The organism is Streptomyces sp. NPDC002573 (assembly GCF_042889625.1).
Lineage (GTDB): Bacteria > Actinomycetota > Actinomycetes > Streptomycetales > Streptomycetaceae > Streptomyces > Streptomyces gibsoniae.
On the sequence record NZ_JBIARC010000002.1, the window covers coordinates 167420 to 191680 of the forward strand.

Genomic DNA, 24261 nt, shown 5'->3' on the forward strand with positions numbered 1-24261 from the left:
CCGTATCCGGTGATACGGCGCCCCCGACGTGGGAAAGCGTCTCTCAGCTCTTCTTCGCCGACCGGGCCTCGTCCGTCGCCGGGGTCTTCGCGTCCCGCGCGGTGCCGGGGGCCTCGGAGGTCTCCTCCGCCTCGGACGTGTCCGAAGTCGGGATCTCGGGCTCGTCCTCGGCCGGTTCCGGCTTCTCGTCGGACTGCCCGCGCTTCACGTCCGCGGACTCCGGCTTCTCCTCGGACTGCTCCGGCTTCTTCTCCAGGGCCACGGAACCGCCGTCCTCCCCGGCTCCGCCGTCGGAGTCGCCCCGCTCCACGATCTCCTCCCGGCCCGGCCGCAGCCGCGACGAGACCACGATGTACGCGACCGCGCCCAGGAACACCAGCATGGCGGTCCAGTCGTTCAGCCGCAGGCCCAGGATGTGGTGCGCGTCGTCGACCCGCATGTACTCGATCCAGCCGCGGCCCACGCAGTACGCGGCCACGTACAGCGCGAAGGCCCGGCCGTGTCCCAGCTGGAAGCGGCGGTCCGCCCAGATGACCAGGAATCCGACCCCGACGCACCACAGCGACTCGTACAGGAACGTGGGGTGGTAGTAGCCGGGCACCCGGCCGCCCGCGGAGGACGTGATGTGCAGCGCCCACGGCAGGTCCGTCGGCCGGCCGTACAGCTCCTGGTTGAACCAGTTGCCCCAGCGGCCGATCGCCTGCGCGAAGGCGATACCGGGGGCGACGGCGTCGGCGTAGGCGGGCAGGGTGATGCCCCGGCGGCGGCAGCCGATCCAGGCGCCGATCGCCCCGAGCGCGATCGCGCCCCAGATGCCGAGGCCGCCCTCCCAGACCTTGAACGCGTTCACCCAGTCGCGGCCGTCGCTGAAATACAGCTCGTAGTCCGTGATCACGTGGTAGAGCCGTCCGCCGACGAGGCCGAAGGGCACCGCCCAGACCGCGATGTCGGCCACGGTGCCCGGGCGCCCGCCGCGGGCGACCCAGCGTTTGTTGCCGAGCCACACGGCTACGAAGACACCGATGATGATGCAGAACGCGTAGCCGCGCAGCGGAATGGGGCCGAGGTACAGCACTCCGCGCGAGGGGCTGGGGATGTAGGCAAGTTCCATGGCAGGAACGACGCTACCGTGCCGGACACGCAGGGCGGCAATTCACCCGGCTACGGGTCCATAACGTACGCCACCCCCGGCGTGGCGGGCCGGGGGCGCGCCGGGCGCGGTCCGCCCTCAGGACTTGTTCGCCGCTTCCACCATCTGCTTCAGCTTCGCCGGGGTCATCGTCCGGTCGGTGTAGATGTTCTTGCCGTCGAGGAGCACGGTCGGGGTGCCGTTGAAGCCGCCGCTCTGGAACGCGTCGTTCGACTTCGTCACCCAGCCGTCGTGTGTGCCGTCGTTCACACACGTCTGGAAGGCGGCCGTGTCGAGACCGGGGACCTTGCCCGCCAGCTCGATCAGTTTCGCCTTGTCGGAGAACCCGTCCTCGGTCTCGCTCGGCTGGTTCTCGTACAGCACGTCGTGGAAGTCGCGGAACTTGCCGGCGTCCTGGGCGCACGCGGCGGCGTTGGCCGCGCGGTGGGAGCCGCTGCCGCCGGTGTTTCCGTCGATGAGCGTGGCCAGGTGGTACTCGACTCTGAGCTTTCCGGCGTCGGTCAGCTCGCGGATCGTCGGGCGGTAGGCGGTCTCGAAGGCCTGGCAGGCCGGGCAGCGGAAGTCCTCCCACACCGTGAGGGTGGACTTGGCGGAGTCCTGGCCCACCGGGATCGCGAGGCTGTCCTTGCCCGTCGCCCCCGAGGGCGCCACGGCGGGACCGGCGGCGCCGCTCTTGCCGCTCTTCCCGGCGTTCGCCGCCAGGAGGCCCACCACCGTCGCCAGGCCCAGGACGCACACGATCGAGGCGCCCACGATCAGCGCCCGGCGGCGCTTGTCCGCGCTCCTCTGCCTCTGTCGCTCGGCCGCCAGCCGCTCACGGGCGGTGCGCTTTCCGTCACGGTTCTTCTCGCTCACATCCGGCAGAACGAACCGGGGAGGCGCAGCGCGCCTCCCCGGTCCCAGGTCCACCCGTTCGAGCGAGAAATGATCAGGGAATCCCGGAATTCACCCTCGCAGGTGATTTCCCTCGGGGTGTCCCGCGGTGTCGTGTCACCCGGTGCGGCGCACGCCCTCGGCCAGCTCGCCCGCCAGTGCCCGTACGGCCTCAAGGCCCGTCGCCTCGTCCTCCGCGTCCAGCATCCGCTTCACGAACGCGGAGCCGACGATCACTCCGTCGGCGAAGCCGGCCACCTCTGCGGCCTGCGCGGCGTTGGAGACGCCGAGGCCGACGCAGACGGGCAGGTCGGTGGTCGCCCGGGTGCGCCGGACCAGGTCCTGGGCCTGGGTGCCGACCGACTCACGGGTGCCGGTGACGCCCATGAGGGAGGCCGCGTAGACGAAGCCGGAGCCAGCCGCGGTGATCTCGGCGAGCCGCCCGTCCCTGCTGCTCGGCGCCACCACGAAGACCGTGGCGAGCCCGTGCTTCTCGGCGTGTTCCCGCCACAGCGCCGACTCCTGCACGGGCAGGTCCGGCAGGATGCAGCCGGCGCCGCCCGCCTCGGCCAGCTCGGCGGTGAAGCGCTCCACGCCGTAGCGGTCGATGGGGTTCCAGTACGTCATCACGAGCACCGGCTTCCCGGTCGCCTCGTAGGCCTCGCGGACCGTGCGCAGCACGTCGGCGATCTTGACGCCGCCGCGCAGGGCGATGTCGTCGGCGGTCTGGATGACGGGTCCGTCGAGGACCGGGTCGCTGTGCGGCAGCCCCACCTCGACGATGTCGGCGCCGCCGTCCAGGACCGCCTTGATCGCGGCGATGCCGCCGTCGACGGTCGGGAAACCGGCCGGCAGATAGGCGATGAGCGCGGACCGCCCCTCGGCCTTCGCGGCCGCGAGGGTGTCGGACAGCAGTCGGATGTTCCCGCTCACTTGACGTCCCCCTCGATCTCGGCGGTGTCGCTGTCGGCGTCCGCGGCGACGGACGCGTCGGTGTCGTACAGGCCGAAGTACCGGGCTGCTGTGTCCATGTCCTTGTCGCCGCGCCCGGACAGGTTGACGACGATCAGCCCGTCCTCGCCCAGTTCCCGGCCGATCTCCAGGGCGCCGGCGAGGGCGTGGGCGCTCTCGATGGCCGGGATGATGCCCTCGGTGCGGGACAGCAGGCGCAGGGCCTGCATCGCCGCGTCGTCGGTGACGGCCCGGTACTCACCGCGGCCGCTGTCCTTGAGGTAGGCGTGCTCGGGGCCGATGCCGGGGTAGTCGAGGCCCGCGGAGATCGAGTACGGCTCGGTGATCTGGCCCTCGTCGTCCTGGAGGACGTAGGACCGGGAGCCGTGCAGGATGCCGGGTTCGCCCGCGGTGAGGGTGGCGGCGTGCTCGCCGGTCTCGACACCGTGGCCGGCGGGCTCGCAGCCGATGAGGCGCACGGAGGTGTCGGGGATGAAGGCGTGGAAGAGCCCGATGGCGTTGGAACCGCCGCCGACACAGGCGACGGCGGCGTCGGGCAGGCGCCCGGCGCGCTCCAGGATCTGCCGTCGTGCCTCGACGCCGATCACTCGGTGGAAGTCGCGCACCATGGCGGGGAAGGGGTGGGGGCCGGCCACGGTGCCGAACAGGTAGTGGGTGTGGTCGACGTTGGCGACCCAGTCGCGGAACGCCTCGTTGATGGCGTCCTTGAGGGTGCGGGAGCCGGACTGCACGGCGATGACCTCGGCGCCGAGCATCCGCATCCGGGCGACGTTGAGGGCCTGCCGCCGGGTGTCGATCTCGCCCATGTAGATGGTGCAGTCGAGCCCGAAGAGGGCGCAGGCCGTGGCGGTGGCGACACCGTGCTGGCCGGCTCCGGTCTCCGCGATGACCCGCGTCTTGCCCATCCTCCTGGTCAGGAGTGCCTGCCCGAGGACGTTGTTGATCTTGTGGGATCCGGTGTGGTTGAGGTCCTCGCGCTTGAGGAACACCCGGGCGCCACCGGCGTGCCGGGCGAAGCGCGGCACCTCGGTGAGGGCACTGGGCCGGCCGGTGTAGTTCACGAGCAGGTCTTCGAGCTCGCGGGCGAACTCGGGGTCGGCCTTGGCCTTGTCGTACTCGACGGCGACCTCGTCCACGGCGGCGACGAGGGCCTCCGGGATGAACTTGCCGCCGAACGCGCCGAAGTACCCCTCGGCGTCGGGAACCTGACCCTGAGGGTCGGGAACGAAGAATTCGCTGGGCATACGGAATACCTCACAGGGGCGGAGCGCCCCGGGTAGGTCGGAACGGGAATCACCTGAGGTCGCGTGCGCACGCCGCCCCGGCGGTGCCGTCCGGCGGGAAACCCGCTCAGGGCCCAGTGGCCGTGAAGGCACCCGGCCGAGGAGCGAACCCGCTTCGGCTCACCGCAGGTGGCGCGCACGCGGGCGACGCCATCGCATTCCGTTCACTTGCCCCGGCTCGTCACCGATGACGTACCGCACCCGTCGCCCGTGCACCCGCCGCGCGGGCGCCCGGCAGCCACGCGGCCGGCACCCACGGGCGAGCCGGGCATACGGATCCCTGGTCGCCATGGTGATCGAAAGCATCATCGATGCCAACTCTACCGGGCCGGGGCCGTCCGGATGACCCGCGCGGGGCGCGGGGCACGGGGCCGGTCCCGGCGTCATGTCAGTCCCGTCCGTGCCGCAGCGCCGGGTGGGCGCCCGCCGCCACCAGATCGGCGACCGCGGCCTTCGGGTCGCGCCCGGTCACCAGGGACTCGCCCACGAGCACCGCGTCGGCGCCCTCGTTGGCGTACGCGATCAGATCGTGCGGTCCCCGGACGCCGGACTCGGCGACCTTCACGATCCCCTCGGGGATCTCCGGGGCGACCCGCTCGAACGTCGTGCGGTCGACCTCAAGGGTCTTCAGGTTGCGCGCGTTGATGCCGATCACCTTGGCGCCGGCGTCCACCGCCCGCTCGACCTCGTCCTCGTCGTGCACCTCCACGAGCGGGGTGAGCCCGATGGACTCGGCGCGCTCGATGAGGGACTCGAGGGCGGGCTGCTCGAGGGCGGCGACGATCAGCAGCGCGAGGTCGGCGCCGTAGGCCCTGGCCTCCCACAGCTGGTACGAGGTGACGATGAAGTCCTTGCGCAGCACCGGGATGTCGACCCGGGCGCGGACGGCCTCCAGGTCGGCCAGCGAGCCGCCGAAGCGGCGCTGTTCGGTGAGCACGGAGATGACGGCCGCGCCGCCCGCCTCGTAGTCCGCCGCAAGGGCGGCCGGGTCGGCGATCGCGGCGAGCGCGCCCTTGGACGGGCTGGACCGCTTCACCTCGCAGATCACCTTGACGCCTTCGCCCCGCAGGGCCGCGACGCCGTCCTTGGCGGGGCGTGCCTTCGCCGCGCGCTCCTTGAGCTCGTCGAGGCTGACGCGCGCCTGCCGCTCCGCGAGGTCGGCACGGACTCCGTCGATGATCTCGTCGAGCACACTCACGCGAGCGGCCCCCTTCCTGACGGTTGAAGAAGCTGGTAGCGCCTCGGGGCTCGGTCCACCGGGACCGCCCCGAAGGCGGAACCACTGGTCACTGCGATGGTATCCGGAGGACGGGGTAGATCTCGCATCCGGTTGACGGCCGTCCCACTACCTGGGCATTCACCCATCGGTCAAGGGTGCAGCCAGCCACCGAAGGGAAGATTGCGGACAACGGTGAAGACCAGCAGCAGGGCGCCCACGCCCCACAGCGGTACCGGGCCGGGGTCGAAGCGCACACGCCGTCCCCGGGCGGCGTGAACGGCCCACAGGACCCACACCACGGCGAACACCAGATAGCCCCCGACGGCGAGCGCGTTGTCGTGGAGCGCGGTCTGGAAGTCACCGTGCACGAAGGCGTGCGCGCTGCGCAGTCCTCCGCAGCCGGGGCAGAACAGGCCCGTGTAGTGCAGCAGCGGGCAGACCGGGTAGTGGCCGGGCTGGTTGGGGTCCACGGCCCCGACGTACGCGAAGGCGCCGACGACGCCCGCGAGCACTCCGGCCGGTGTGGCGATCCGCCGCAGCACGACGGCGGCTCCGGTTCGTGTGCGGGGCGGCACCACGCTGAGGTTGTCGGCGTTCACGGGAGGCATTCTGCCTGCCCCGCCGCCCCCGCGCGGCAGGAGACGCATGAGGCGGCCGCCGGACCGGCCGGGGCCGCCTCACAGAGGGGAACGTACGAGAGCGTACGAGCCGTGGCAGATGCTCGACCTGCCGGACCTACCACGTGCGAGGTCGTGGCGGGTTCAGCGGCTCGTGCTCGCGCTCGCGGGCTCGTGCGCCGAGTGCGCCGGGGTCCTCGGCTGGCCGAGGCCCATCTGGCGCATGACGCCGCCCACGACGCCACCGAGGGCGATGATCGCCATGCCCGCCCAGAAGCCGGCCGGCTGGGCCATCACGGTGAAGGCGCCCGCTACCAGGAAACCGACGAAGGCGATGAGGACACCGGCCCAGGCGGCCGGGGTGTGACCGTGATTGTTGCCCGCCATGACATGCTCCTTGCTGGCTGTACGTGAGTTGTGTGAGCCGCACGCTCGGGCCTCATTGTCCCGCACGCGCGTGGATGAGGTGAGCTCGGGGTCGCTCCCGGAGGAGCCGGGCTCGCCTGCGACACGCCCCCTTCGGCAGGCGCGCCGCGGGGTGGTGGCGCGGGTCAGGCGCCCGTGGGGTCCTCGCCCCGGTCGAGTGCCTTCCAGAGGTCCTCGGGGCGGTCGGGGTCCAGGGGCTTCGCCTTGCGGGGCCGGGGTGTGCCGTCGCGCTCGTAGCGGCCGGACATCGCGGGCCACAGCCGGCCGTAGCGCAGGGCGAGCAGTCCGGCGAGGAGCAGCAGCGCGCCGCCGGCCGCGGCCACGTACGGCCAGGCTGTGTGGGTGAGCGCGAAGGCGGTCGCGGAGGTGTCGCCGGCCGCCTGGGCCGCCTTCTCGTCGAGCGCGGAGCTGTCCGTGGCGCCGAGGAGCGCCGCCGCGACGACGCCGGCGCCGGAGAGCGCGAGCAGCCCGGCGACGAGGAAGCGCCCGGCCCTGCGGACGGCGAAAACGGCGACGAGCGCGGCGAGGCCCACTATGGCGAGCGCGGCGGGCACGCCCGTGACGTCGCTGCCCTTTGCGGTCAGCGGGAAGTCTCCGCCGGCCACCGTCACGGTCCCCGCCGACCAGCCCTGTCTGGAGGCGAGCAGCGCCACCGCCGCGCCGAGGGCCCCGCACAGCAGGGCGAGGGCGAGGCTGCGGCGGCCGGACCGGACGGGTGCGGCGGCCTCGGTTCGGGGGTGAGGTACGGCAGTCACGTACTCCACTATCGCCTGAACCCCGGGCGAACCGTCACCCGGGCCTCTTTATCGGATGATCGACATGCCCGGAACCGGCCCGCGACCCCGCTCGGAGCCCGCTGACCGGCCCTGATCCGCCCGGGCCCGCTCACCGCCCCAGCCGGTTGGCCGTATGGACCGCCCGCAGTACCGCCGCCGCCTTGTTGCGGCACTCGTCGTCCTCGGCGACCGGGTCGGAGTCGGCCACGATGCCCGCGCCCGCCTGGACGTACGCCGTTCCGTCCCGCAGCAGCGCCGTACGGATGGCGATGGCCGTGTCGGAGTCGCCCGCGAAGTCCAGGTAGCCGACGCAGCCGCCGTACAACCCCCGCCGCGACGGTTCCAGTTCGTCGATGATCTGCATGGCGCGCGGCTTGGGCGCGCCGGACAGCGTGCCCGCCGGGAAGCAGGCGGTCAGGACGTCGAAGGCCGTGCGCCCCTGCGCGACCCGGCCCGTCACGGTCGAGACGATGTGCATCACGTGCGAGTACCGCTCGACGGACATGAAGTCGACGACCTCGACCGAGCCGGGCTCGCAGACCCGCCCCAGGTCGTTGCGGCCCAGGTCGACGAGCATCAGGTGCTCGGCCCGCTCCTTGGGGTCGGCCAGCAGTTCCTCGGCGAGCGCCTGGTCCTCCTGCGGGGTGGCGCCGCGGTGCCGGGTGCCCGCGATGGGGTGCACCATGGCCCGGCCGTCCTCCACCTTCACCAGCGCTTCCGGGCTGGACCCGACGACGTCGAAGCCGTCGAAGCGGAACAGGTACATGTACGGGGACGGGTTGGTGGCCCGCAGCACCCGGTAGACGTCCAACGCGCCAGCCGTGCACGGCGTTTCGAAGCGCTGCGAGGGGACGACCTGGAAGGCCTCGCCCGCCCGGATGCGCTCCTTGATGTCGTCGACGGCCGCCCGGAAGTCCGCGCCGCCCCATCGGGCGGTGAACTCGGGCAACTCGGAGGGCGGGAGGGCGGCGGCCGGCTGCGGGACCGCGCGGGAGAGATCCGCCTCCATCGCGTCGAGGCGGGCCACGGCGTCCGCGTAGGCCTCGTCGACACCGGTGTCGAGGTCGTTGTGGTTGATCGCGTTGGCGATCAGCAGAACGGAGCCCTCCCAGTGGTCCATCACCGCGAGGTCGCTGGTGAGGAGCATGGTCAGCTCGGGCAGCCGCAGCTCGTCCCGCTCGCCGGGGCCGATCTTCTCCAGCCGGCGGACGATGTCGTAGCCCAGATAGCCGACCATGCCGCCGGTGAACGGCGGCAGACCCTCCTGGTGGGGCGTGTGCAGGGCCTCGATGGTGGCCCGGAGGGCGGTCAGCGGGTCGCCGTCGACCGGGACGCCGACCGGCGGGGTGCCGAGCCAGTGGACCTCACCGTCCCGCTCGGTCAGGGTGGCGGCGCTGCGGACGCCGACGAAGGAGTAGCGGGACCACTTGTACGCGGCCCGGCCGTTCTCCGCCGACTCCAGCAGGAAGGTGCCTGGGCGCTCCCCGGCGAGTTTGCGGTACAGCGCGACGGGGGTGTCGCCGTCGGCGAGGAGCTTGCGGGTGACCGGGATGACGCGGCGGTCGGTGGCCAGCTTGCGGAACGTCTCGAGGTCCATGGCGGCCGACCCTACTGATCCACGGCCGACGCGGCGCCGGTCACGGCGTCCCCGAGCAGCACATCGGCATCGAAGCACGTGCGGTCCCCGGTGTGGCAGGCGGCGCCCACCTGGTCGACCCTGACGAGCAGGGTGTCCGCGTCGCAGTCCAGCGCGACCGACTTGACGTGCTGGACATGGCCGGAGGTGTCGCCCTTGACCCAGTACTCCTGGCGGCTGCGGGACCAGTAGGTGCAGCGGCCGGTGGTCAGCGTGCGGTGCAGCGCCTCGTCGTCCATCCAGCCGAGCATCAGCACCTCGCCGGTGTCGTACTGCTGGGCGATCGCGGGGAGCAGCCCGTCGGCGCTGCGCTTGAGGCGCGCGGCGATCTCGGGGTCCAGGCCGCTGGGCCTGGCGGGGTCAGGCGTACTGGTCATGACGACCATTGTGCCGCGCCCCAACGTCATCACCGGTCACGGTCCGCTGGGCGGACGGTGCTCCCGGCCGTACGCTGACTGCATGTCGACCCATGCGAAGCGTGAACGCCTTCTTCTCGCCGATCTGTTGGAGGCCACGGGTCCGGACGCGCCCACGCTGTGCGAGGGCTGGAACACCCGGGACCTGGCCGCGCACGTCGTGGTCCGCGAGCGCCGCCCCGACGCGGCCGGCGGCGTGCTGGTCAAACAGCTCGCGCCACGGCTGGAGAAGGTGATGGAGGAGTACGCCGCGAAGCCCTACGAGGAGCTGATCCAGCTGATCCGCACCGGGCCGCCGCGGTTCTCGCCCTTCCAGCTCAAGCAGCTCGACGAGGCGGCGAACACGGTCGAGTTCTACGTCCACACGGAGGACGTCCGCCGTGCCCAGCCCGACTGGACCCCGCGCGAGCTCGACCCCGTCTTCCAGGACGCTCTGTGGGCCCGTCTGGAGCGCACGGCGCGGCTGACCGGCCGCAAGGCGCCGACGGGGCTGGTGCTGCGCCGTCCGGACGGACAGACGGCGGTCGCGCACCGGGGCACGCCGGTCGTGACGGTGACCGGCGAGCCCTCGGAGCTGCTGATGTTCGCGTTCGGGCGGCAGCGGGCGGCGGACGTGGAGCTGACGGGCGACAAGGAGGCGGTCGCCAAGGTGCAGGACGCCAAGGAGCTCGGTATCTGAGCCGGGCGCTCAGCGGGGGAGCTCGGCGCGGCGCAGATCGCGCGCGCCGAGGGCGACGATCCCGCTGAGCCCGCAGACCGCCGCGCTCACGACGAACACCGGGCCGGTGCCCCAGAGGCCGATCGCGGCGGCGGACAGCGGCATGCTGAGCGGCGCGAAGCCGAGGCTGACCAGGCTGGAGACGGCGGTGACGCGCCCCAGGTAGGCAGGGTCGGACTGGGTCTGCAGCAAGGCGCCGCACATCACGCCGCTCAGGCCGGTGAGCAGGCCGATGAGAAGGGCCACACCGGCGGCGGCGGCGACGCCGGGGACGTAGGCGAGGGCCCCGATCGCGACGGAGCCTGCGATGATCGCGTACGCGAGCACCCGCCCGGCGTGCGGCAGCCGTCCGCGCACCGTGAGCAGCAGCGAGACGGCCCCCGCCCCGGTCCCGAAGCCGGCCAGCACCCAGCCGATCCCCGCGGCACCCCAGCCGCGCTCGTCGGCCAGCAGGGTCAGGCCCAGGTTGAGCGGGCCGACGAAGCCGAGGTCGCCGAGGGCGATGGTGAGCACCAGCGGGGCGAGGACGCGGTGGCGGCGGATGTGGCGCAGGCCCGCCAGCAGGTCGCGCCAGGCGGTCGTGGGGGGCGTGCGGGGGGCGTCGTCCGGCGGCAGCTCCCGTATCCGTACGAAGACCAGCATCGGCACCGACACGGCGATCAGCAGCCCGGCGAGCCCGAACGCGGCCGCCGCGCCGCCGAGCGCCACCCCGAGGCCGCCGAGCGGCGCGCCCACGACGCTCGCGAACCGGATCGCGAGGGCCCGCATGCCCTGCACCCGGGCGAGCTGGTCCCGGCTCGTCACCCGGGCCGGCAGGGCCCCCACGGCGGGCATGAACACGGCGTCCACGGTGCCGAAGACCAGGGACACCAGGAACAGCGGCCACAGCCCCGGCCGGGTCGCGCACAGCAGTCCCGCCACCCCCAGGACGGCGACGCACCGCACGGCGTCGCTGCCGAGGACGACCTTCCGCGGCCCGAGCCGGTCGGCCACCACTCCCCCGCCCAGCATCAGCAGGGCCCTGGGCAGGGCGCTCGCCGCCGTCACCGTTCCGGCCTGCGCGGGCGATCCGGCCTGCACCGCCGCCCAGGAGAGCGCGAGGTAGTAGACGTTGTCGCCGACCATCGACGAGGTGTAGGCGGCGAGCCAGCGCAGGACGTTGCCGTCGCGGTGGGCGGGGCGTTCGGCGACGGGGGCCGGCCCCAGGGCGGTGGAGGTCACGCGGAGGTCCTCTCAGGCGCGGAAGGGGAAGGTGTACCAGTGCACGGCGACGTTCTCGCGGCCCTCGGTGCCGCCCGCCGCCTCGGCGGCCCGGGCGCGTTCCTCGTACCTGCGGACCAGGGCGAGCATGTCCTCGCCCAGCGCGGCCAGTTCGTCCGGGGTGAGCCGCAGGATCGACTCGGCGGACTCGGCGGCGGAGCTCCACTCGGGGCTCCAGTGCGCCCGCTCGTCCAGATAGCGCCGGTACATCTCGTTCCGCTGCTCCAGGAAGAGCCGGCTGGCCGCCGTGTGCGCGGCCGCCTTCTCCGGGGCGTCCCGGAAGTCCTCGTCCCGGATGCGCACGCCGTCGGACGCCGGCTGCCACCAGCGCTCCCGGCTGTCCGTGCTGCGGGGTTCGGCCTCTTCGATCAGTCCGTACTCGGCGAGTTTGCGCAGGTGGTAGCTGACCAGGGAGACGGCCTCGTCGACCTGTTCGGCCAGCTGTGAGGCGGTAGCGGCCCGCGCGACGGTCAGCCCCCGGTACACCTTGATCCGCAGCGGGTGGGCGAGCGCCTTGAGCGTGCCCAGATCACTGATGCGGCGGTCCCGCTCCTTGTCGGTCATGCCCTCACCGTAGATACGAAAGAAAAATTGCACAACGGATTTTGCGCAACTTTCCTTTCGCATCCGCCCGGAAAGGAGCCCCGGCCGCCGCGAGGCGAGCGGGGTTCAGGCCGGGGGCGGCGTCAGCGGACCGGGTGTCCCGCCTCCCGCAGCGTCGCCTTCACCTCGCCGATGCGCAGGTCCCCGAAGTGGAAGACGGAGGCCGCGAGCACCGCGTCCGCGCCCGCCGCGACGGCCGGCGGGAAGTGGGCCGCCCGGCCGGCGCCGCCCGACGCGATCACGGGCACCGTCACATGCCTGCGCACGGCCGCGATCATCTCCAGGTCGTAGCCGTCCTTGGTGCCGTCCGCGTCCATCGAGTTGAGCAGGATCTCGCCCGCGCCCAGCTCGGCGGCCCGGTGCGCCCACTCGATCGCGTCGATGCCGGTGCCCTGACGGCCGCCGTGGGTGGTCACCTCGAACGCGCCGGTCTCGGTGCGGCGCGCGTCGACCGACAGCACCAGCACCTGCCGTCCGAAGCGCTCGGCGATCTCCCGGATCAGGTCCGGGCGGGCGATCGCGGCCGTGTTCACGCCCACCTTGTCGGCGCCCGCCCGCAGCAGCTTGTCCACGTCCTCGGCCGTGCGGACCCCGCCGCCGACCGTCAGCGGGATGAAGACCTGCTCGGCGGTGCGGCGCACCACGTCGTACGTCGTCTCACGGTTGCCGGACGACGCGGTGATGTCCAGGAACGTCAACTCGTCGGCGCCCTCGGCGTCGTACACCTTGGCCATCTCGACGGGGTCGCCCGCGTCGCGCAGGTTCTGGAAGTTGACACCCTTGACGACCCGGCCGTTGTCCACGTCCAGGCAGGGGATGACTCGGACCGCCAGGGTCATGAATCCACGGCTCCTCTTGCTGCTTCCAGCCCCGGAAGGCTGCTTCTAGCCCCGGAAGGCTTCCAGTTCCACTTCGACCAGGATGCGCGGGTCGACGAAGCCCTCCACGACCAGCAGGGTCGCGGCCGGGCGCACCGAGTCGAAGATCTCCTTGTGGGCCCGGCCCACCTCGTCGACGTCCCGCAGATGGGTCAGATACATCCGGGTCCGGAGCACCGACTCGGGACCGAGCCCGAACTCCGCGATCGCTTCCAGCGCGCTGGTGAACGCCACCTTCGCCTGCTCGTACGGGTCGCCCTCCCCGTACAGCACCGGCCCCCGGAAGGAGGTCGTGCCGGCCACCAGCACCCGGTCGCCCGCCGCGACGGCGCGTGCGAAACCGAAGGACTCCTCCCAGGGACTTCCGCTCTGCACCCGCCGCACGGCTTCCGACGTCATGACACCGCATCCTTTTTCAAGATGTAGCCTCCAGTGCTTCTTCCAGCGTGAACGCCTTCGCGTACAGCGCCTTCCCGACGATCGCCCCTTCGACACCGAGGGGGACGAGGTCGGCGATCGCCCGCAGGTCGTCCAGCGACGAGACACCCCCGGAGGCCACGACCGGGCGGTCGGTGGCGGCGCAGACGTTCTTCAGCAGCTGGAGGTTGGGGCCCTGGAGGGTGCCGTCCTTCGCGATGTCGGTGACGACGTACCGCGCGCAGCCCTCCTTGTTCAGCCGCTCCAGCGTCTCGTAGAGGTCGCCGCCGTCGCGGGTCCAGCCGCGGCCGCGCAGGGTCGTGCCGCGGACGTCCAGACCGACCGCGATCTTGTCGCCGTGTTCCGCGATCACCCGGGCGACCCACTCCGGGGCCTCCAGGGCGGCCGTGCCGAGGTTCACCCGCGTGCAACCGGTGGCCAGGGCGGCGGCCAGGGTGTCGTCGTCGCGGATACCGCCGGACAGCTCCACCTTGATGTCCATGGCCTGAGCGACCTCGGCGATCAGCGCGCGGTTGTCGCCGGTGCCGAACGCGGCGTCCAGGTCGACCAGATGCAGCCACTCGGCACCCGACCGCTGCCAGGCGAGGGCAGCCTCCAGCGGGGAGCCGTAGGAGGTCTCCGTGCCGGACTCGCCGTGGACGAGGCGCACGGCCTGGCCGTCGCGGACGTCGACGGCGGGGAGGAGTTCGAGCTTGGGCATGGTCTACAGGGTTCCGATCCAGTTGGTGAGCAGCTGCGCTCCGGCGTCGCCGGACTTCTCGGGGTGGAACTGCGTGGCCCACAGGGCCCCGTTCTCCACGGCCGCCACGAACGGCTTGCCGTGCGTCGACCAGCTCACCTTGGGGGCGAGCAGCGTCGGGTTGTGCGTCTCCAGCTGCCAGTCGTGGACGGCGTAGGAGTGCACGAAGTAGTACCGGGCGTCCGCGTCCAGCCCGGCGAACAGCTCAGAGTCGGCCGGCGCGTCGACCGTGTTCCAGCCCATGTGGGGCACGACGTCGGCCTGGAGCGGCCCGACCGTGCCGGACCACTCGTCGAGGCCCTCGGTCTCCACGCCGTGCTCGATGCCGCGGGTGAACAGGATCTGCATGCCGACGCAGATGCCCATCACCGGACGTCCGCCGGACAGCCGGCGGCCGACGATCCAGTCGCCGCGCGCCCCGCGCAGGCCCTGCATACAGGCGGCGAAGGCGCCGACGCCCGGCACCAGCAGGCCGTCGGCGTTCATGGCCCGGTCGTAGTCGTGGGTGATCTCGACATCCGCGCCCACGCGCGCGAGGGCGCGCTCGGCGGAACGCACGTTGCCGAAGCCGTAGTCGAAGACCACGACCTTCTTCGGGTCGCTCAACTCCACACCCCCAACCGCATGACGCCCGCCACCAGGCACATGCCGGCGCCGATCGAGAGCAGCACGATGAGGCTCCTCGGCATCTGCTGCTTGGCGAAGGAGATGATCCCGCCGACGAGGAAGAGACCGACGACGATCAGGATGGTCGAAGTGCTGTTCATGGCTTACAGCGCACCCTTCGTGGACGGGAGGATGCCGGCCGCGCGCGGGTCGCGCTCGCTGGCGTAGCGCAGGGCCCGGGCGAGTGCCTTGAACTGGCACTCCACGATGTGGTGGGCGTTGCGCCCGTAGGGCACGTGCACATGCAGCGCGATCTGGGCCTGGGCCACGAAGGACTCCAGGATGTGGCGGGTCATCGTGGTGTCGTACTCGCCGATCATGGGCGCCATGTTCTCGGGCTCGGTGTGCACGAGGTACGGGCGGCCGGACAGGTCGACGGTGACCTGGGCGAGGGACTCGTCCAGCGGGACCGTGCAGTTGCCGAAGCGGTAGATCCCGACCTTGTCGCCGAGCGCCTGCTTGAAGGCGGCGCCGAGGGCGAGGGCGGTGTCCTCGATGGTGTGGTGCGAGTCGATGTGCAGATCGCCCTCGGTCTTCACGGTGAGGTCGAACAGACCGTGTCGGCCGAGCTGGTCGAGCATGTGGTCGTAGAAGCCGACCCCGGTCGAGATGTCGGTCCGGCCCGTGCCGTCGAGATCGATCTCGACGACCACCGAGGTCTCCTTGGTGGTGCGCTCCACGCGCCCAACGCGGTTCATGCGCTCTGCTCCTTCTTCAGTTCACGTACCGCGTCGAGGAACGCGTCGTTCTCTTCGGGGGTTCCGGCGGTGACCCGCAGCCGACCCGGTACGCCGTTGTCGCGGACCAGGACGCCCCGTTCGAGGATCTCCCGCCAGGCGGCGTGGGCGTCCTCGAACCGCCCGAACTGCACGAAGTTCGCGTCGGACGCGGTGACCTCGAAGCCGATCGCGCGCAGCTCGGCGACCAGCCGGTCCCGCTCCGACTTCAGCTGCTCGACGTACTTCAGCAGCGTGTCCGTGTGCTCCAGGGCGGCCAGGGCGGTCGCCTGGGTGATCGCGGAGAGGTGGTACGGCAGCCGGACGAGCTGGACGGCGTCCACGACCGCCGGGTGTGCGGCGAGATAGCCGAGGCGGAGGCCGGCGGCCCCGAACGCCTTCGACATCGTCCGTGAGACGACGAGATTCGGCCGACCTTCGAGGAGGGGCAGCAGCGAGTCGCCGTGGCTGAACTCGATGTACGCCTCGTCCACGACGACCATGGACGGCCGTGCGGCCTGCGCCGCCTCGTACAGGGCGAGGACCGTCCGCGCCGGGACCGCGTTGCCCGTGGGGTTGTTCGGGGTCGTGATGAAGACGACGTCGGGCCGGTGCTCGGCGATCGCCTTCTCGGCGGCGCCGACGTCGATCGTGAAGTCCTCGTTGCGCGGCCCCGAGATCCAGCCGGTGCCCGTGCCGCGCGAGATGAGCGCGTGCATCGAGTACGACGGCTCGAAGCCGATCGCCGTACGGCCCGGCCCGCCGAAGGTCTGCAGCAGCTGCTGGATGACCTCGTTGGAGCCGTTGGCCGCCCACACGTTCTCGACGCCGACCCGGTGGCCGCCGGTCTTCGTCAGGTACTCGGCGAGCCTGGTGCGCAGCTCGACCGCGTCACGGTCCGGATAGCGGTTCAGGCCGCGGGCGGCCTCGCGCACCCGCTCGGCGATCCGTTCGACCAGCGGCTCGGGCAGCGGGTAGGGGTTCTCGTTGGTGTTCAGCCGTACGGGGACGTCCAGTTGGGGCGCGCCGTAGGGGGACTTGCCGCGCAGCTCGTCCCGCACGGGAAGATCGTCGATTTCGAAGCTCACTTGCTCGCCGGTACCTTCCAGCCGAACCTGGCCTTGATCGCCGCGCCGTGCGCGGGCAGGTCCTCCGCCTCCGCCAGCGTCACCACATGGTGCGCGACCTCGGCCAGCGCGTCCTTGCTGTAGTCGACGACATGGATGCCGCGCAGGAAGGACTGGACGGACAGGCCCGAGGAGTGGCAGGCGCAGCCGCCGGTCGGGAGCACATGGTTGGAGCCGGCCGCGTAGTCGCCGAGGGAGACCGGGGCCCAGGGGCCGACGAAGATCGCGCCCGCGTTGCGCACCCGGTCGGCGACCGCGGCGGCGTCCGCCGTCTGGATCTCCAGGTGCTCGGCGCCGTACGCGTCGACCACCCGCAGGCCCTCCTCGACGCCGTCCACCAGCACGATCGCGGACTGCCTGCCCGCGAGCGCCGGGCGGATCCGGTCCTCGACGTGCCGGGAGGCCTCGACCTGCGGCTTGAGTTCCTGCTCCACCGCGTCGGCCAGCTCCACCGAGTCGGTGACCAGTACGGCGGCGGCCAGCGGGTCGTGCTCGGCCTGGCTGATCAGGTCGGAGGCCACGTGCACCGGGTCGGCGGTGCCGTCCGCGAGGATCGCGATCTCGGTGGGACCGGCCTCGGTGTCGATGCCGATCCGGCCCGTGAAGTAGCGCTTGGCGGCGGCGACCCAGATGTTGCCGGGGCCGGTGACCATGGCGGCGGGCGGGCAGGACTCGGTGCCGTAGGCGAACATCGCGACGGCGGTGGCGCCGCCGGCCGCGTACACCTCGTCGACGCCGAGCAGGGCGCACGCGGCGAGGATCGTCGGGTGCGGCAGCCCGTCGAACTCGGCCTGCGCGGGGGACGCGAGCGCGATCGACTCGACACCGGCCTCCTGGGCGGGCACCACGTTCATGATCACGGACGACGGGTAGACGGAGCGTCCGCCCGGCGCGTACAGCCCGACGCGCTCGACCGGCACCCACTTCTCGGTGACCGAGCCGCCGGGCACCACCTGGGTGGTGTGCGTGGTGCGGCGCTGTGCGCGGTGGACGAGACGGGCGCGGCGGATGGACTCCTCCAGGGCCGCGCGCACGGCCGGGTCGAGCTGCTCCAGCGCGCCCTTGAGGGCCTCGGCCGGCACCCGCACCGACTCCAGGCGCACCCCGTCGAACTTCTCGGCGAAGTCGATCAGCGCCGCGTCGCCACGATGATGCACGGCTTCGCAGATCGGACGCACCTTCTCCAGGGCGGCCTGAACGTCGAAGTCGGCTCGGGGCAGCAGGTCACGCAGGGCGGGACCCTCGGGGAGGGCCTCGCCGCGCAGATCGATTCGGGAGATCACAGGGCCAATTCTCTCAGACGGCGCCGAGACGACGGACGGCCGTATCAGTGGCTGATACGGAGCGTGGACGGACGGACGGGATCCGTGGCGAGGGGCGGGAAAGGGGCCGGTTCCGCACGGCGGAGGGGTGCGGAACCGTGGCCGGCCTGGGCCGGACGACGGCGGGCGGGCCGGGAGCGGGGACCGGGCGCACCCCGAAACCGGGCGGCGCGGGCCGGCCACGGGCCCGTGGGGCGTCGGCGTGTCGGTGTCACGGCAGGGCGTGCGACGGCGTGTCGCGCGCCGTTGTGCGCCGCCGGACCACCCCGTCGCACGCCCGCCCGGACCACGGTTTCCGGCTCGCGCCCGCCCGCCCCTTCGTGCGCCGTCCGTCCGCTCGGACCTCGCGGCTCGGCCCCGGGGCGGTGGTCGCCGGGGGGGTGATGGCCGGATCGGGTGGTTTGTGAGTCACCGAGGCCCGCCGGGGGTGGCCGGATCCGGTGGCTGAGACGGGATCCGGAAGATCGCCGTCACCGATGGCGTTCGGCCCGTCACACAACGGGCATGAACGGTCGTACGAAACTCACGAGTAGCTGGGGAGGAAGGAAGAGCCGTGACCGAGGGTGCCGGCTTTCGCGCCGGGGACCTGCCGGACGACCTGACCGCCACGGAGGCGGGCATGTGGCAGGCCTTCCGCAACGGCAGCGCGTACGACCTGCGCAGCGGGGACGCGGACGTGGACGATCCGCACGGCGACCGTCCCTGGGGGCCCGAGCGCAGCGTCCGCGCGCGCATCGTGGCCTGGCTGCTGCTGGACGGTCCGCCCGCGCTGGCGGGGCGCGTGTCCTCGCTCAAGCTGACCGGTGTGCGGATCACGGACACGCTGGATCTGGCGGGCGGCACGATCGTCCCCTTCGTGGAGCTGAAGGGCTGCCGGTTCGAGAACGAGGTCCTGCTGCCGGAGGCCCGCTTCACCACCCTGCGGCTGGTGAACTGCTCGGTGCCGCGTCTGGAGGCGGCGCGGGTGCACACGGAGGGCGATCTGCATCTGCCGCGCTGCCGCTTCGAGGGCGGGGTACGGCTCACCGACGCGCACATCGGCACCGATCTGCTGCTCAACCAGGCCGTGGTCCAGCGCGACCGGCGGGGCCGTTCGATCACCGCGGACGGGCTGAGCGTCGGGCAGGACCTCCAGGCCGAGATGCTGGAGTCGTACGGCGAGCTGAGCCTGCGCAGCGCCACCGTCGGCGTCTCACTGAGCCTGCGCGGCGCCCGGCTGGCCAACCCGTACTCCCGGCTGGCGCTGAACGCCCCGCAGCTGACGGTGGAGCGGACGCTGTATCTGACCCCCGCGGGAGTCGGCAATCCGCTGCTGACCAGCGGCACCACACCCGCGCGCGGCACCCGGGTGCAGCCGTTCGAGTGCCGGGGCGGCATCCGGCTGGACGACGGGCGGTTCGGGGACGCGGTCGACCTGGACCGGGCCCGGTTCCTGCTGGACGAGGGCCAGGAGCTGTCCCTGCTCCGGGTCCAGACGCCCGAGCTGCGCTTCCTGGGCGAACGGCCCGGGCGCGGCAAGGTGGTCCTGTCGGGCGCGCGGATCGTGAACCTGGTCGACCGGTGGGCCGGCTGGCCGGGCCCCGGCGATCTGCACATGGGCGGCTTCACCTACGAGAACCTCGTCCCGCAGGACGCCTTCCCGCTCGCCCGGCGCCTGGAGTGGGTGGCGGCGGCGACCGCCGAGTACAACCCCGAGCCCTACGAGCGGCTCGCGACGGTACTGCGCAACTCCGGAGAGGACGAGGACGCGCGCGAGGTGCTCCTGGCGAAGCAACGGCGGCGGCGCGAGACGCTGCCGCCCGCGGCGAAGCTGTGGGGGTACGTGCAGGACTGGACGGTCGCCTACGGCTACCGGCCCGGCCGTGCGGCGGTGTGGATGGCGGTGCTGTGGGCGGCGGCCTCGCTCGCCTTCTCGCACGCGAGCCATCCGCCGGTCAACAAGGACGGGCACCCGACATGGAACCCCTCGCTGTTCGCCCTGGACCTGCTGCTGCCGTTCATCGACCTCGGCCAGGCGGGCCAGTGGCAGCTGAGCGGGGCATGGCAGTGGGCGTCGGCGGTGGTCATCCTGCTCGGCTGGATCCTGGCGACGACGGTCGCGGCGGGCGCGACCCGGCTGCTGCGGCGCGGCTGAGGCGCGCACGCGGTACCCCGGCGGACTCATGAAACCGCGAGACTTCGGCACAGCCGCCGCATAGCGACCCTACAGCAACGAACGCGGCCTTTGCCGACTCTTGGCTGTTGAGAGTACAACCAAATGTCGGTTACTGAACCGTGCTGGCGCGCTCCGACCTGCGGCTTTTCAATGGTCGACACCATGGCACTGCTGCGCGCGCTCCTCCGTACGACACGGATGGCACGTACCTCCCCCCACCCCGCCGACGGGCTGCCCGCGGACGACGACGTCCTGCTCGACGCGCCCGACCCGCGACTGGCCCCCGCGCTCGTGGCGGCGGGGCACGGCGACCACGGCCCGGCTGCCGAACTGCTCGCGGCCACCCGGAAGGCCGGTGAGTGGGAGGACCGCGACCGGTATGTGACGCGGCTCGCCGCCTTCGCGCGCTCCCGGGAGGAGTGGTTCAGGCGCTGGTGCGCCACCGTCCCGAACGATCCGGACGCGCTGCTGGTCAAGGCGGAGCTGGCGGTGGCCCGCGGCTGGGAGTCGCCGGCCCGTGCCGAACTCCTGCGCGAGGTCGGCCCGTTGGTCGCGGCGGCGGCCGAGGGCGATCCCCGGGACCCGGTGCCGTGGCGGGTGGCGCTCGACCACGCGCGCGGCGTCGACGCGGACCACATCGCGTTCGAGCGGCTGTGGGGGGAGGCGGTGCGCCGCTCCCGGCACCACTACGGCTGCCATGCCGCGGCCCTCGCGTATCTGTCGGCCGTCTGGCACGGCTCGCACGGCGAGTGCTTCGACTTCGCCGAGACCGCCGCGCACGACACGCCGCCCGGTTCGCTGATGCAGGCCCTGCCCCTGCGGGCCGCCTTCGCGTATCTCACGGACGGCGGCGGCGCGACGGTGTCCCGCGCGCGGCTGGACGCGGCGGCGGACCGGTCGATCGCGCTGTCGTCGCGGTACGCGCCCGCCGATCCCCGGCTCGCGGAGGTCCGAAATCTCCTCGCGTACGTCCTGGTCACACTGGAGCGCGAGCCGGACGCGCTGACCCAACTGCACCTGATCGGCCCGTACGCCACGTCGTTCCCCTGGGACCGGTTCTCGGACGATCCGCTGGGCCGTTTCCTGGACCTGCGCAGGGGCGTGAGCCGGGAACCGGCGGCGCTGCGAGCCGTCCCGTCGGCGGCTCCGGTTCTCCCACGGAGTGAACGCGCCGGACACGCTCCCGTCCGCGACCATTAGGCTTTCCGGTCGTGACCACCGTCCGGCTCCCGCTCTTCCCGCTGAACTCGGTGCTGTTCCCGGGGCTCGTGCTCCCGCTGAACGTCTTCGAGGAGCGCTATCGCGCCCTGATGCGCGATCTGCTGAAGACCCCCGAGGACGAACCGCGCCGCTTCGCCGTCGTCGCCATCCGCGACGGCCACGAGGTGGCGCCGAGCGCGTCGGGTATGCCCGATCCCACCGCCCTGCCCGAGCGCGGACCGGGGGCGGGCTTCGGCTCCGACCCGTCCAAGGCGTTCCACGGGGTGGGCTGCATCGCGGACGCGGCGACGATCCGGGAGCGGGCCGACGGCACGTTCGAGGTGCTCGCGACGGGCACGACCCGGGTCCGGCTGCTCTCGGTGGACGCGTCGGGCCCCTATCTGACGGCCGAGCTGGAGGAGCTGGCGGAGGAGCCGGGCGACGAGGCCGGTGCCCTCGCCGAGGGCGTGCTGCGGGCGTTCCGCCAGTACCAGAAGCGGCTCGCGGGCGCGCGGGAGCGATCGCTGTCCACGGGCGCGGAGCTGCCGGACGAACCGGCGGTGGTGTCCTACCTGGTGGCGGCCGCGGTCATGCTGGACACGCCGACGAAGCAGCGGCTGCTGCAGGCCCCGGACACCGCCTCGCGTCTGCGGGACGAGCTGAAACTCCTTCGCGCGGAGACCGCGATCATCCGTAACCTGCCGTCCTTGCCGGCGTCCGATCTGACGCAGGCTCCGACGAGCCTGAACTGACGTACGACTTTCGAGGAACAGGCCGGATGGCGAAGAAGGCGAAGAAGCAGGGCGCCCAGCAGGAATCGGAGACGCGCGAAGCGCATTCGAATAGGGCTGGTGGGGGGCGACGGGCGGGCGGAACTCCGGCGACGGTGGCGCTGACGGCCGCCGGCGTGGAGTTCACGGTCCACTCCTACGACCATGACCCGTCCCACCCCTCCTACGGCGAGGAGGCCGCCGAGGCGATGGGGGTCTCCCCCGACCGGGTCTTCAAGACTCTGGTGGCCGACGTGGACGGAGCCCTGGTGGTCGGGGTGGTCCCGGTGGCGGGCTCACTGGACCTGAAGGCGCTGGCGGCGGCCGTGGGCGGCAAGCGGGCGGCCATGGCGGACCCGGCGCTGGCGGAGCGCACCACGGGATATGTGCGCGGCGGCATCTCCCCGCTGGGCCAGCGCAAGAAGCTGCGCACGGTCCTGGACGCGTCGGCGTCGTCGCACGCCACGATCTGCGTGTCGGCGGGCCGCCGGGGACTGGAGGTCGAGGTGTCCCCCGAGGATCTGACGGCCCTCACTGACGCGACCCTGGCCCCCATCGGCCGCGCCTGAAGACTCGACGTACGGCCCGTCTTCGGCTAGTACGGAAATATGTCGAAGAGGACACGCAAGCGCAAATGGCGCATGAAGAAGGGCCACTCGAATCACGGCCACCGTCCGGCGTGACCACGCCACCGATCCCGCGCCGGGCAGCCTCACGGGGCTGACCCGGCGCCCCACCAGGGGGTATGCGCCCCGAAGGGCACCGGACTACGCCACCGGCGGGGCGGCCGGTCCGTACGGCGTCGCGTAGGGGTCCGGGTCCCGGGGGCCGAACAGCGCCGTCAGACCGAGGTGCACCACCAGTGCCGCCACCGACCAGGCCAGCAGCGCACCCTTCGCGCCGAGCTTGAGCGGCGCGGAGAACGTCACGCCCTTGCCCACGTCCTTGGCGTGCGCGAGCACGTTCTGCGGAGGCCCCAGCCACATGCCCACCCGCCAGGCGAGCAGGGAGCCGAGCAGCCCGCCGACGGCGAGCGCCACGACCAGCGGCACCCCGCCCCGCTTGCGCAGCAGGAAGACGACGAGCGCGCTGACCGCCCCGAACGCGAGCGCGAGCAGCGTGAACGTCCCGTCCACCCCGATGGCCTGCTCCCCCTCGGTGTCCTTCAGATAGACGACCCAGGTGTTGTCGACGACGTCCCCCACCAGCGGCACATGCGGCGAGAGCCAGGACCACAGCACGCCCAGCAGCGCCCCGGCGATCGCGACGGCCAATGTGATCGCGGTGGCGTCCCGCAGTTCGATCTTCATACCGGGTCCGTCCGCGCCGGACGCGGCCGTGGCGCCGTGCGGCGCGGGGCCGGCCCCGGGTGGGGCGGACACGGCTTGCCACCCGTCGTGCGGGGGCTGTTCATGCGGCGGCGGAGGCGGAGTCAACGGAGCGGTCACCTTCACATCCTGCCAGTCGTGTCTGTCAGCCGCGTCACCGGACGGCCGCCCGACGGTACGCCCAGGTCGCCAGGGCCAGCGAGGCCGCTCCGACAGCGGCGCACACGGCCAGGTCACCGAGGACCAGCGGCCAGTCCGGGTGCCCCCCGAAGGTCCGCGCAAACGCCTCGACCCCATAGGTGGACGGCAGCAGATCCCGTAGGACCTGGATGGCCTCCGGCATCCGATGGGCCGGCAGCACCCCCAGCAGCAGCGCCGCCGACATGCCCAACTGCCCCAGCAGGGTCGCCAGTTCGGGGCGCGGCGCGAGCAGCCCGAGCGCGGCGCCGAGGCCGGACAGCGCGGCCCCGGAGAGCGGGATCACCGCGGCCAGCACCCACAGATGGGCCGGCGGCAGCCCGAACAGCACACATCCGGAGACGGCGGTCACCACGGTCCCGGGCACGGTGAAGGAAGCGTAGGCGCCCGCCGCCCCCAGGACCACCGCGGCGGCCGGCACCGGCAGCGTCGCGTAGTGGTCGAGCCCGCCGCTGCCGCGCAACTGTCCGAAGTACTGCGCCAGCAGATTGAGACCGACGTAGGCGACCACCAGCACCGACGACCCGGCGACCACGGAGCGGGCGTCGCCCCCGCCGTCCACGACCCCGCGCATCATGATCATGATGCCGATCGACTGGAAGGTCGCCACGAACAGCAGCGGGATCCGCGCGACCCGCGCCCGGGACAGCTGTGCCCGGTACACGGCGGCCAGCGACGGCCACAACCGTGCCCGCGGCCCCAGGTCGGCCGCGCCCCGGCCGCCGTCCTCGGCCACCCGGGCGCCGGGCAGAACCTCGGCGGGTACGACACTCAC

28 protein-coding genes are annotated in these 24261 nt (G+C 72.4%); 5 read left to right on the plus strand and 23 right to left on the minus strand.

The genetic code is table 11. From position 1 onward, the window contains the following. Positions 1-43 precede the first annotated feature (43 nt). From lgt to hisI, 11 genes are all read right to left on the minus strand, one after another. Entirely contained in the window at positions 44-1111 is a 1068-nt protein-coding gene (lgt, locus tag ACFYX0_RS02880) for a prolipoprotein diacylglyceryl transferase (protein ID WP_388965608.1), read from the minus strand. 117 nt (positions 1112-1228) lie between these two features. Beyond that, complete coding sequence (locus tag ACFYX0_RS02885; protein ID WP_388965611.1) at positions 1229-2005, minus strand: DsbA family protein; 777 nt, start codon at positions 2003-2005, stop codon at positions 1229-1231. A gap of 135 nt (positions 2006-2140) precedes the next feature. Beyond that, positions 2141-2956, minus strand: coding sequence for a tryptophan synthase subunit alpha (trpA, locus tag ACFYX0_RS02890; RefSeq protein WP_388965614.1), 816 nt, complete (start codon positions 2954-2956; stop codon positions 2141-2143). Further along, the gene (trpB, locus tag ACFYX0_RS02895) at positions 2953-4239 is read right to left on the minus strand and encodes a tryptophan synthase subunit beta (RefSeq protein ID WP_388965616.1); all 1287 of its coding nucleotides are present in this window, start codon (positions 4237-4239) and stop codon (positions 2953-2955) included. Before trpB ends, trpA begins: the two co-directional genes overlap by 4 nt. A gap of 159 nt (positions 4240-4398) precedes the next feature. Further along, a complete protein-coding gene (gene trpM, locus ACFYX0_RS02900) occupies positions 4399-4587 on the minus strand; it encodes a tryptophan biosynthesis modulator TrpM (RefSeq protein ID WP_388965619.1) in 189 nt (62 codons plus the stop codon). Positions 4588-4666: 79 nt separating this feature from the next. Next, positions 4667-5476 carry an indole-3-glycerol phosphate synthase TrpC gene (trpC, locus tag ACFYX0_RS02905; protein ID WP_388965622.1) on the minus strand — a complete coding sequence of 270 codons (810 nt, stop codon included), beginning with the start codon at positions 5474-5476 and terminating at the stop codon, positions 4667-4669. 170 nt (positions 5477-5646) lie between these two features. Continuing rightward, positions 5647-6105 (minus strand): DUF2752 domain-containing protein, encoded by a 459-nt coding sequence (locus tag ACFYX0_RS02910; RefSeq protein WP_388965625.1) that lies wholly within the window; start codon positions 6103-6105, stop codon positions 5647-5649. Positions 6106-6258: 153 nt separating this feature from the next. Beyond that, on the minus strand, positions 6259-6501 hold the full coding sequence (locus ACFYX0_RS02915; RefSeq protein ID WP_388965628.1) for an HGxxPAAW family protein: 243 nt from the start codon (positions 6499-6501) through the stop codon (positions 6259-6261). Between the two features lie 164 nt (positions 6502-6665). Continuing rightward, positions 6666-7304: a TIGR02234 family membrane protein gene (locus ACFYX0_RS02920; RefSeq protein ID WP_355903828.1), complete on the minus strand. Its 639-nt coding sequence runs from the start codon at positions 7302-7304 to the stop codon at positions 6666-6668. 121 nt (positions 7305-7425) lie between these two features. Beyond that, complete coding sequence (locus tag ACFYX0_RS02925; RefSeq protein WP_388965631.1) at positions 7426-8913, minus strand: anthranilate synthase component I; 1488 nt, start codon at positions 8911-8913, stop codon at positions 7426-7428. Between the two features lie 11 nt (positions 8914-8924). Beyond that, positions 8925-9329 carry a phosphoribosyl-AMP cyclohydrolase gene (hisI, locus tag ACFYX0_RS02930; protein WP_355903834.1) on the minus strand — a complete coding sequence of 135 codons (405 nt, stop codon included), beginning with the start codon at positions 9327-9329 and terminating at the stop codon, positions 8925-8927. An 82-nt stretch (positions 9330-9411) separates the two neighbouring features. On the opposite strand from hisI, the gene ACFYX0_RS02935 reads away from it, so the two are divergent. Further along, positions 9412-10047, plus strand: a complete 636-nt coding sequence (locus ACFYX0_RS02935; protein ID WP_355903837.1) for a TIGR03085 family metal-binding protein — start codon at positions 9412-9414, stop codon at positions 10045-10047. A 9-nt stretch (positions 10048-10056) separates the two neighbouring features. Here ACFYX0_RS02935 and ACFYX0_RS02940 read toward each other — a convergent pair whose 3' ends face one another. From ACFYX0_RS02940 to hisD, 10 genes are all read right to left on the minus strand, one after another. Beyond that, positions 10057-11307 (minus strand): MFS transporter, encoded by a 1251-nt coding sequence (locus ACFYX0_RS02940; protein WP_388965634.1) that lies wholly within the window; start codon positions 11305-11307, stop codon positions 10057-10059. 12 nt (positions 11308-11319) lie between these two features. Then, positions 11320-11910: an ArsR/SmtB family transcription factor gene (locus ACFYX0_RS02945; protein ID WP_388965637.1), complete on the minus strand. Its 591-nt coding sequence runs from the start codon at positions 11908-11910 to the stop codon at positions 11320-11322. A gap of 122 nt (positions 11911-12032) precedes the next feature. Continuing rightward, positions 12033-12788 (minus strand): imidazole glycerol phosphate synthase subunit HisF, encoded by a 756-nt coding sequence (hisF, locus tag ACFYX0_RS02950; protein WP_355903846.1) that lies wholly within the window; start codon positions 12786-12788, stop codon positions 12033-12035. A 45-nt stretch (positions 12789-12833) separates the two neighbouring features. Then, positions 12834-13226 carry a RidA family protein gene (locus tag ACFYX0_RS02955; RefSeq protein ID WP_355903849.1) on the minus strand — a complete coding sequence of 131 codons (393 nt, stop codon included), beginning with the start codon at positions 13224-13226 and terminating at the stop codon, positions 12834-12836. 16 nt (positions 13227-13242) lie between these two features. Next, the gene (priA, locus tag ACFYX0_RS02960) at positions 13243-13965 is read right to left on the minus strand and encodes a bifunctional 1-(5-phosphoribosyl)-5-((5-phosphoribosylamino)methylideneamino)imidazole-4-carboxamide isomerase/phosphoribosylanthranilate isomerase PriA (RefSeq protein ID WP_388965639.1); all 723 of its coding nucleotides are present in this window, start codon (positions 13963-13965) and stop codon (positions 13243-13245) included. 3 nt (positions 13966-13968) lie between these two features. After that, entirely contained in the window at positions 13969-14610 is a 642-nt protein-coding gene (gene hisH, locus ACFYX0_RS02965; RefSeq protein WP_311690939.1) for an imidazole glycerol phosphate synthase subunit HisH, read from the minus strand. Further along, positions 14607-14771: a hypothetical protein gene (locus ACFYX0_RS02970; protein ID WP_311690937.1), complete on the minus strand. Its 165-nt coding sequence runs from the start codon at positions 14769-14771 to the stop codon at positions 14607-14609. Before ACFYX0_RS02970 ends, hisH begins: the two co-directional genes overlap by 4 nt. Positions 14772-14774: 3 nt before the next feature. Then, positions 14775-15368 carry an imidazoleglycerol-phosphate dehydratase HisB gene (gene hisB / locus ACFYX0_RS02975; protein ID WP_355903856.1) on the minus strand — a complete coding sequence of 198 codons (594 nt, stop codon included), beginning with the start codon at positions 15366-15368 and terminating at the stop codon, positions 14775-14777. After that, complete coding sequence (locus ACFYX0_RS02980; protein ID WP_388965643.1) at positions 15365-16474, minus strand: histidinol-phosphate transaminase; 1110 nt, start codon at positions 16472-16474, stop codon at positions 15365-15367. Before ACFYX0_RS02980 ends, hisB begins: the two co-directional genes overlap by 4 nt. Further along, the gene (gene hisD / locus ACFYX0_RS02985) at positions 16471-17796 is read right to left on the minus strand and encodes a histidinol dehydrogenase (protein WP_388965646.1); all 1326 of its coding nucleotides are present in this window, start codon (positions 17794-17796) and stop codon (positions 16471-16473) included. Before hisD ends, ACFYX0_RS02980 begins: the two co-directional genes overlap by 4 nt. Before the next feature lie 592 nt (positions 17797-18388). On the opposite strand from hisD, the gene ACFYX0_RS02990 reads away from it, so the two are divergent. From ACFYX0_RS02990 to ybaK, 4 genes are all read left to right on the plus strand, one after another. Further along, the gene (locus ACFYX0_RS02990) at positions 18389-19969 is read left to right on the plus strand and encodes an oxidoreductase (protein WP_355903865.1); all 1581 of its coding nucleotides are present in this window, start codon (positions 18389-18391) and stop codon (positions 19967-19969) included. A 183-nt stretch (positions 19970-20152) separates the two neighbouring features. Further along, positions 20153-21190: a hypothetical protein gene (locus ACFYX0_RS02995; RefSeq protein ID WP_388965649.1), complete on the plus strand. Its 1038-nt coding sequence runs from the start codon at positions 20153-20155 to the stop codon at positions 21188-21190. 11 nt (positions 21191-21201) lie between these two features. Beyond that, the gene (locus ACFYX0_RS03000) at positions 21202-21942 is read left to right on the plus strand and encodes an LON peptidase substrate-binding domain-containing protein (protein WP_355903871.1); all 741 of its coding nucleotides are present in this window, start codon (positions 21202-21204) and stop codon (positions 21940-21942) included. A 26-nt stretch (positions 21943-21968) separates the two neighbouring features. Then, positions 21969-22529, plus strand: a complete 561-nt coding sequence (gene ybaK / locus ACFYX0_RS03005) for a Cys-tRNA(Pro) deacylase (RefSeq protein ID WP_388965652.1) — start codon at positions 21969-21971, stop codon at positions 22527-22529. A 198-nt stretch (positions 22530-22727) separates the two neighbouring features. Here ybaK and ACFYX0_RS03010 read toward each other — a convergent pair whose 3' ends face one another. Together ACFYX0_RS03010 and ACFYX0_RS03015 are read right to left on the minus strand one after the other, a co-directional pair. Continuing rightward, on the minus strand, positions 22728-23408 hold the full coding sequence (locus ACFYX0_RS03010; RefSeq protein WP_388965654.1) for an AAA family ATPase: 681 nt from the start codon (positions 23406-23408) through the stop codon (positions 22728-22730). A 34-nt stretch (positions 23409-23442) separates the two neighbouring features. Next, positions 23443-24261, minus strand: coding sequence for an ABC transporter permease (locus tag ACFYX0_RS03015; protein WP_388965657.1), 819 nt, complete (start codon positions 24259-24261; stop codon positions 23443-23445).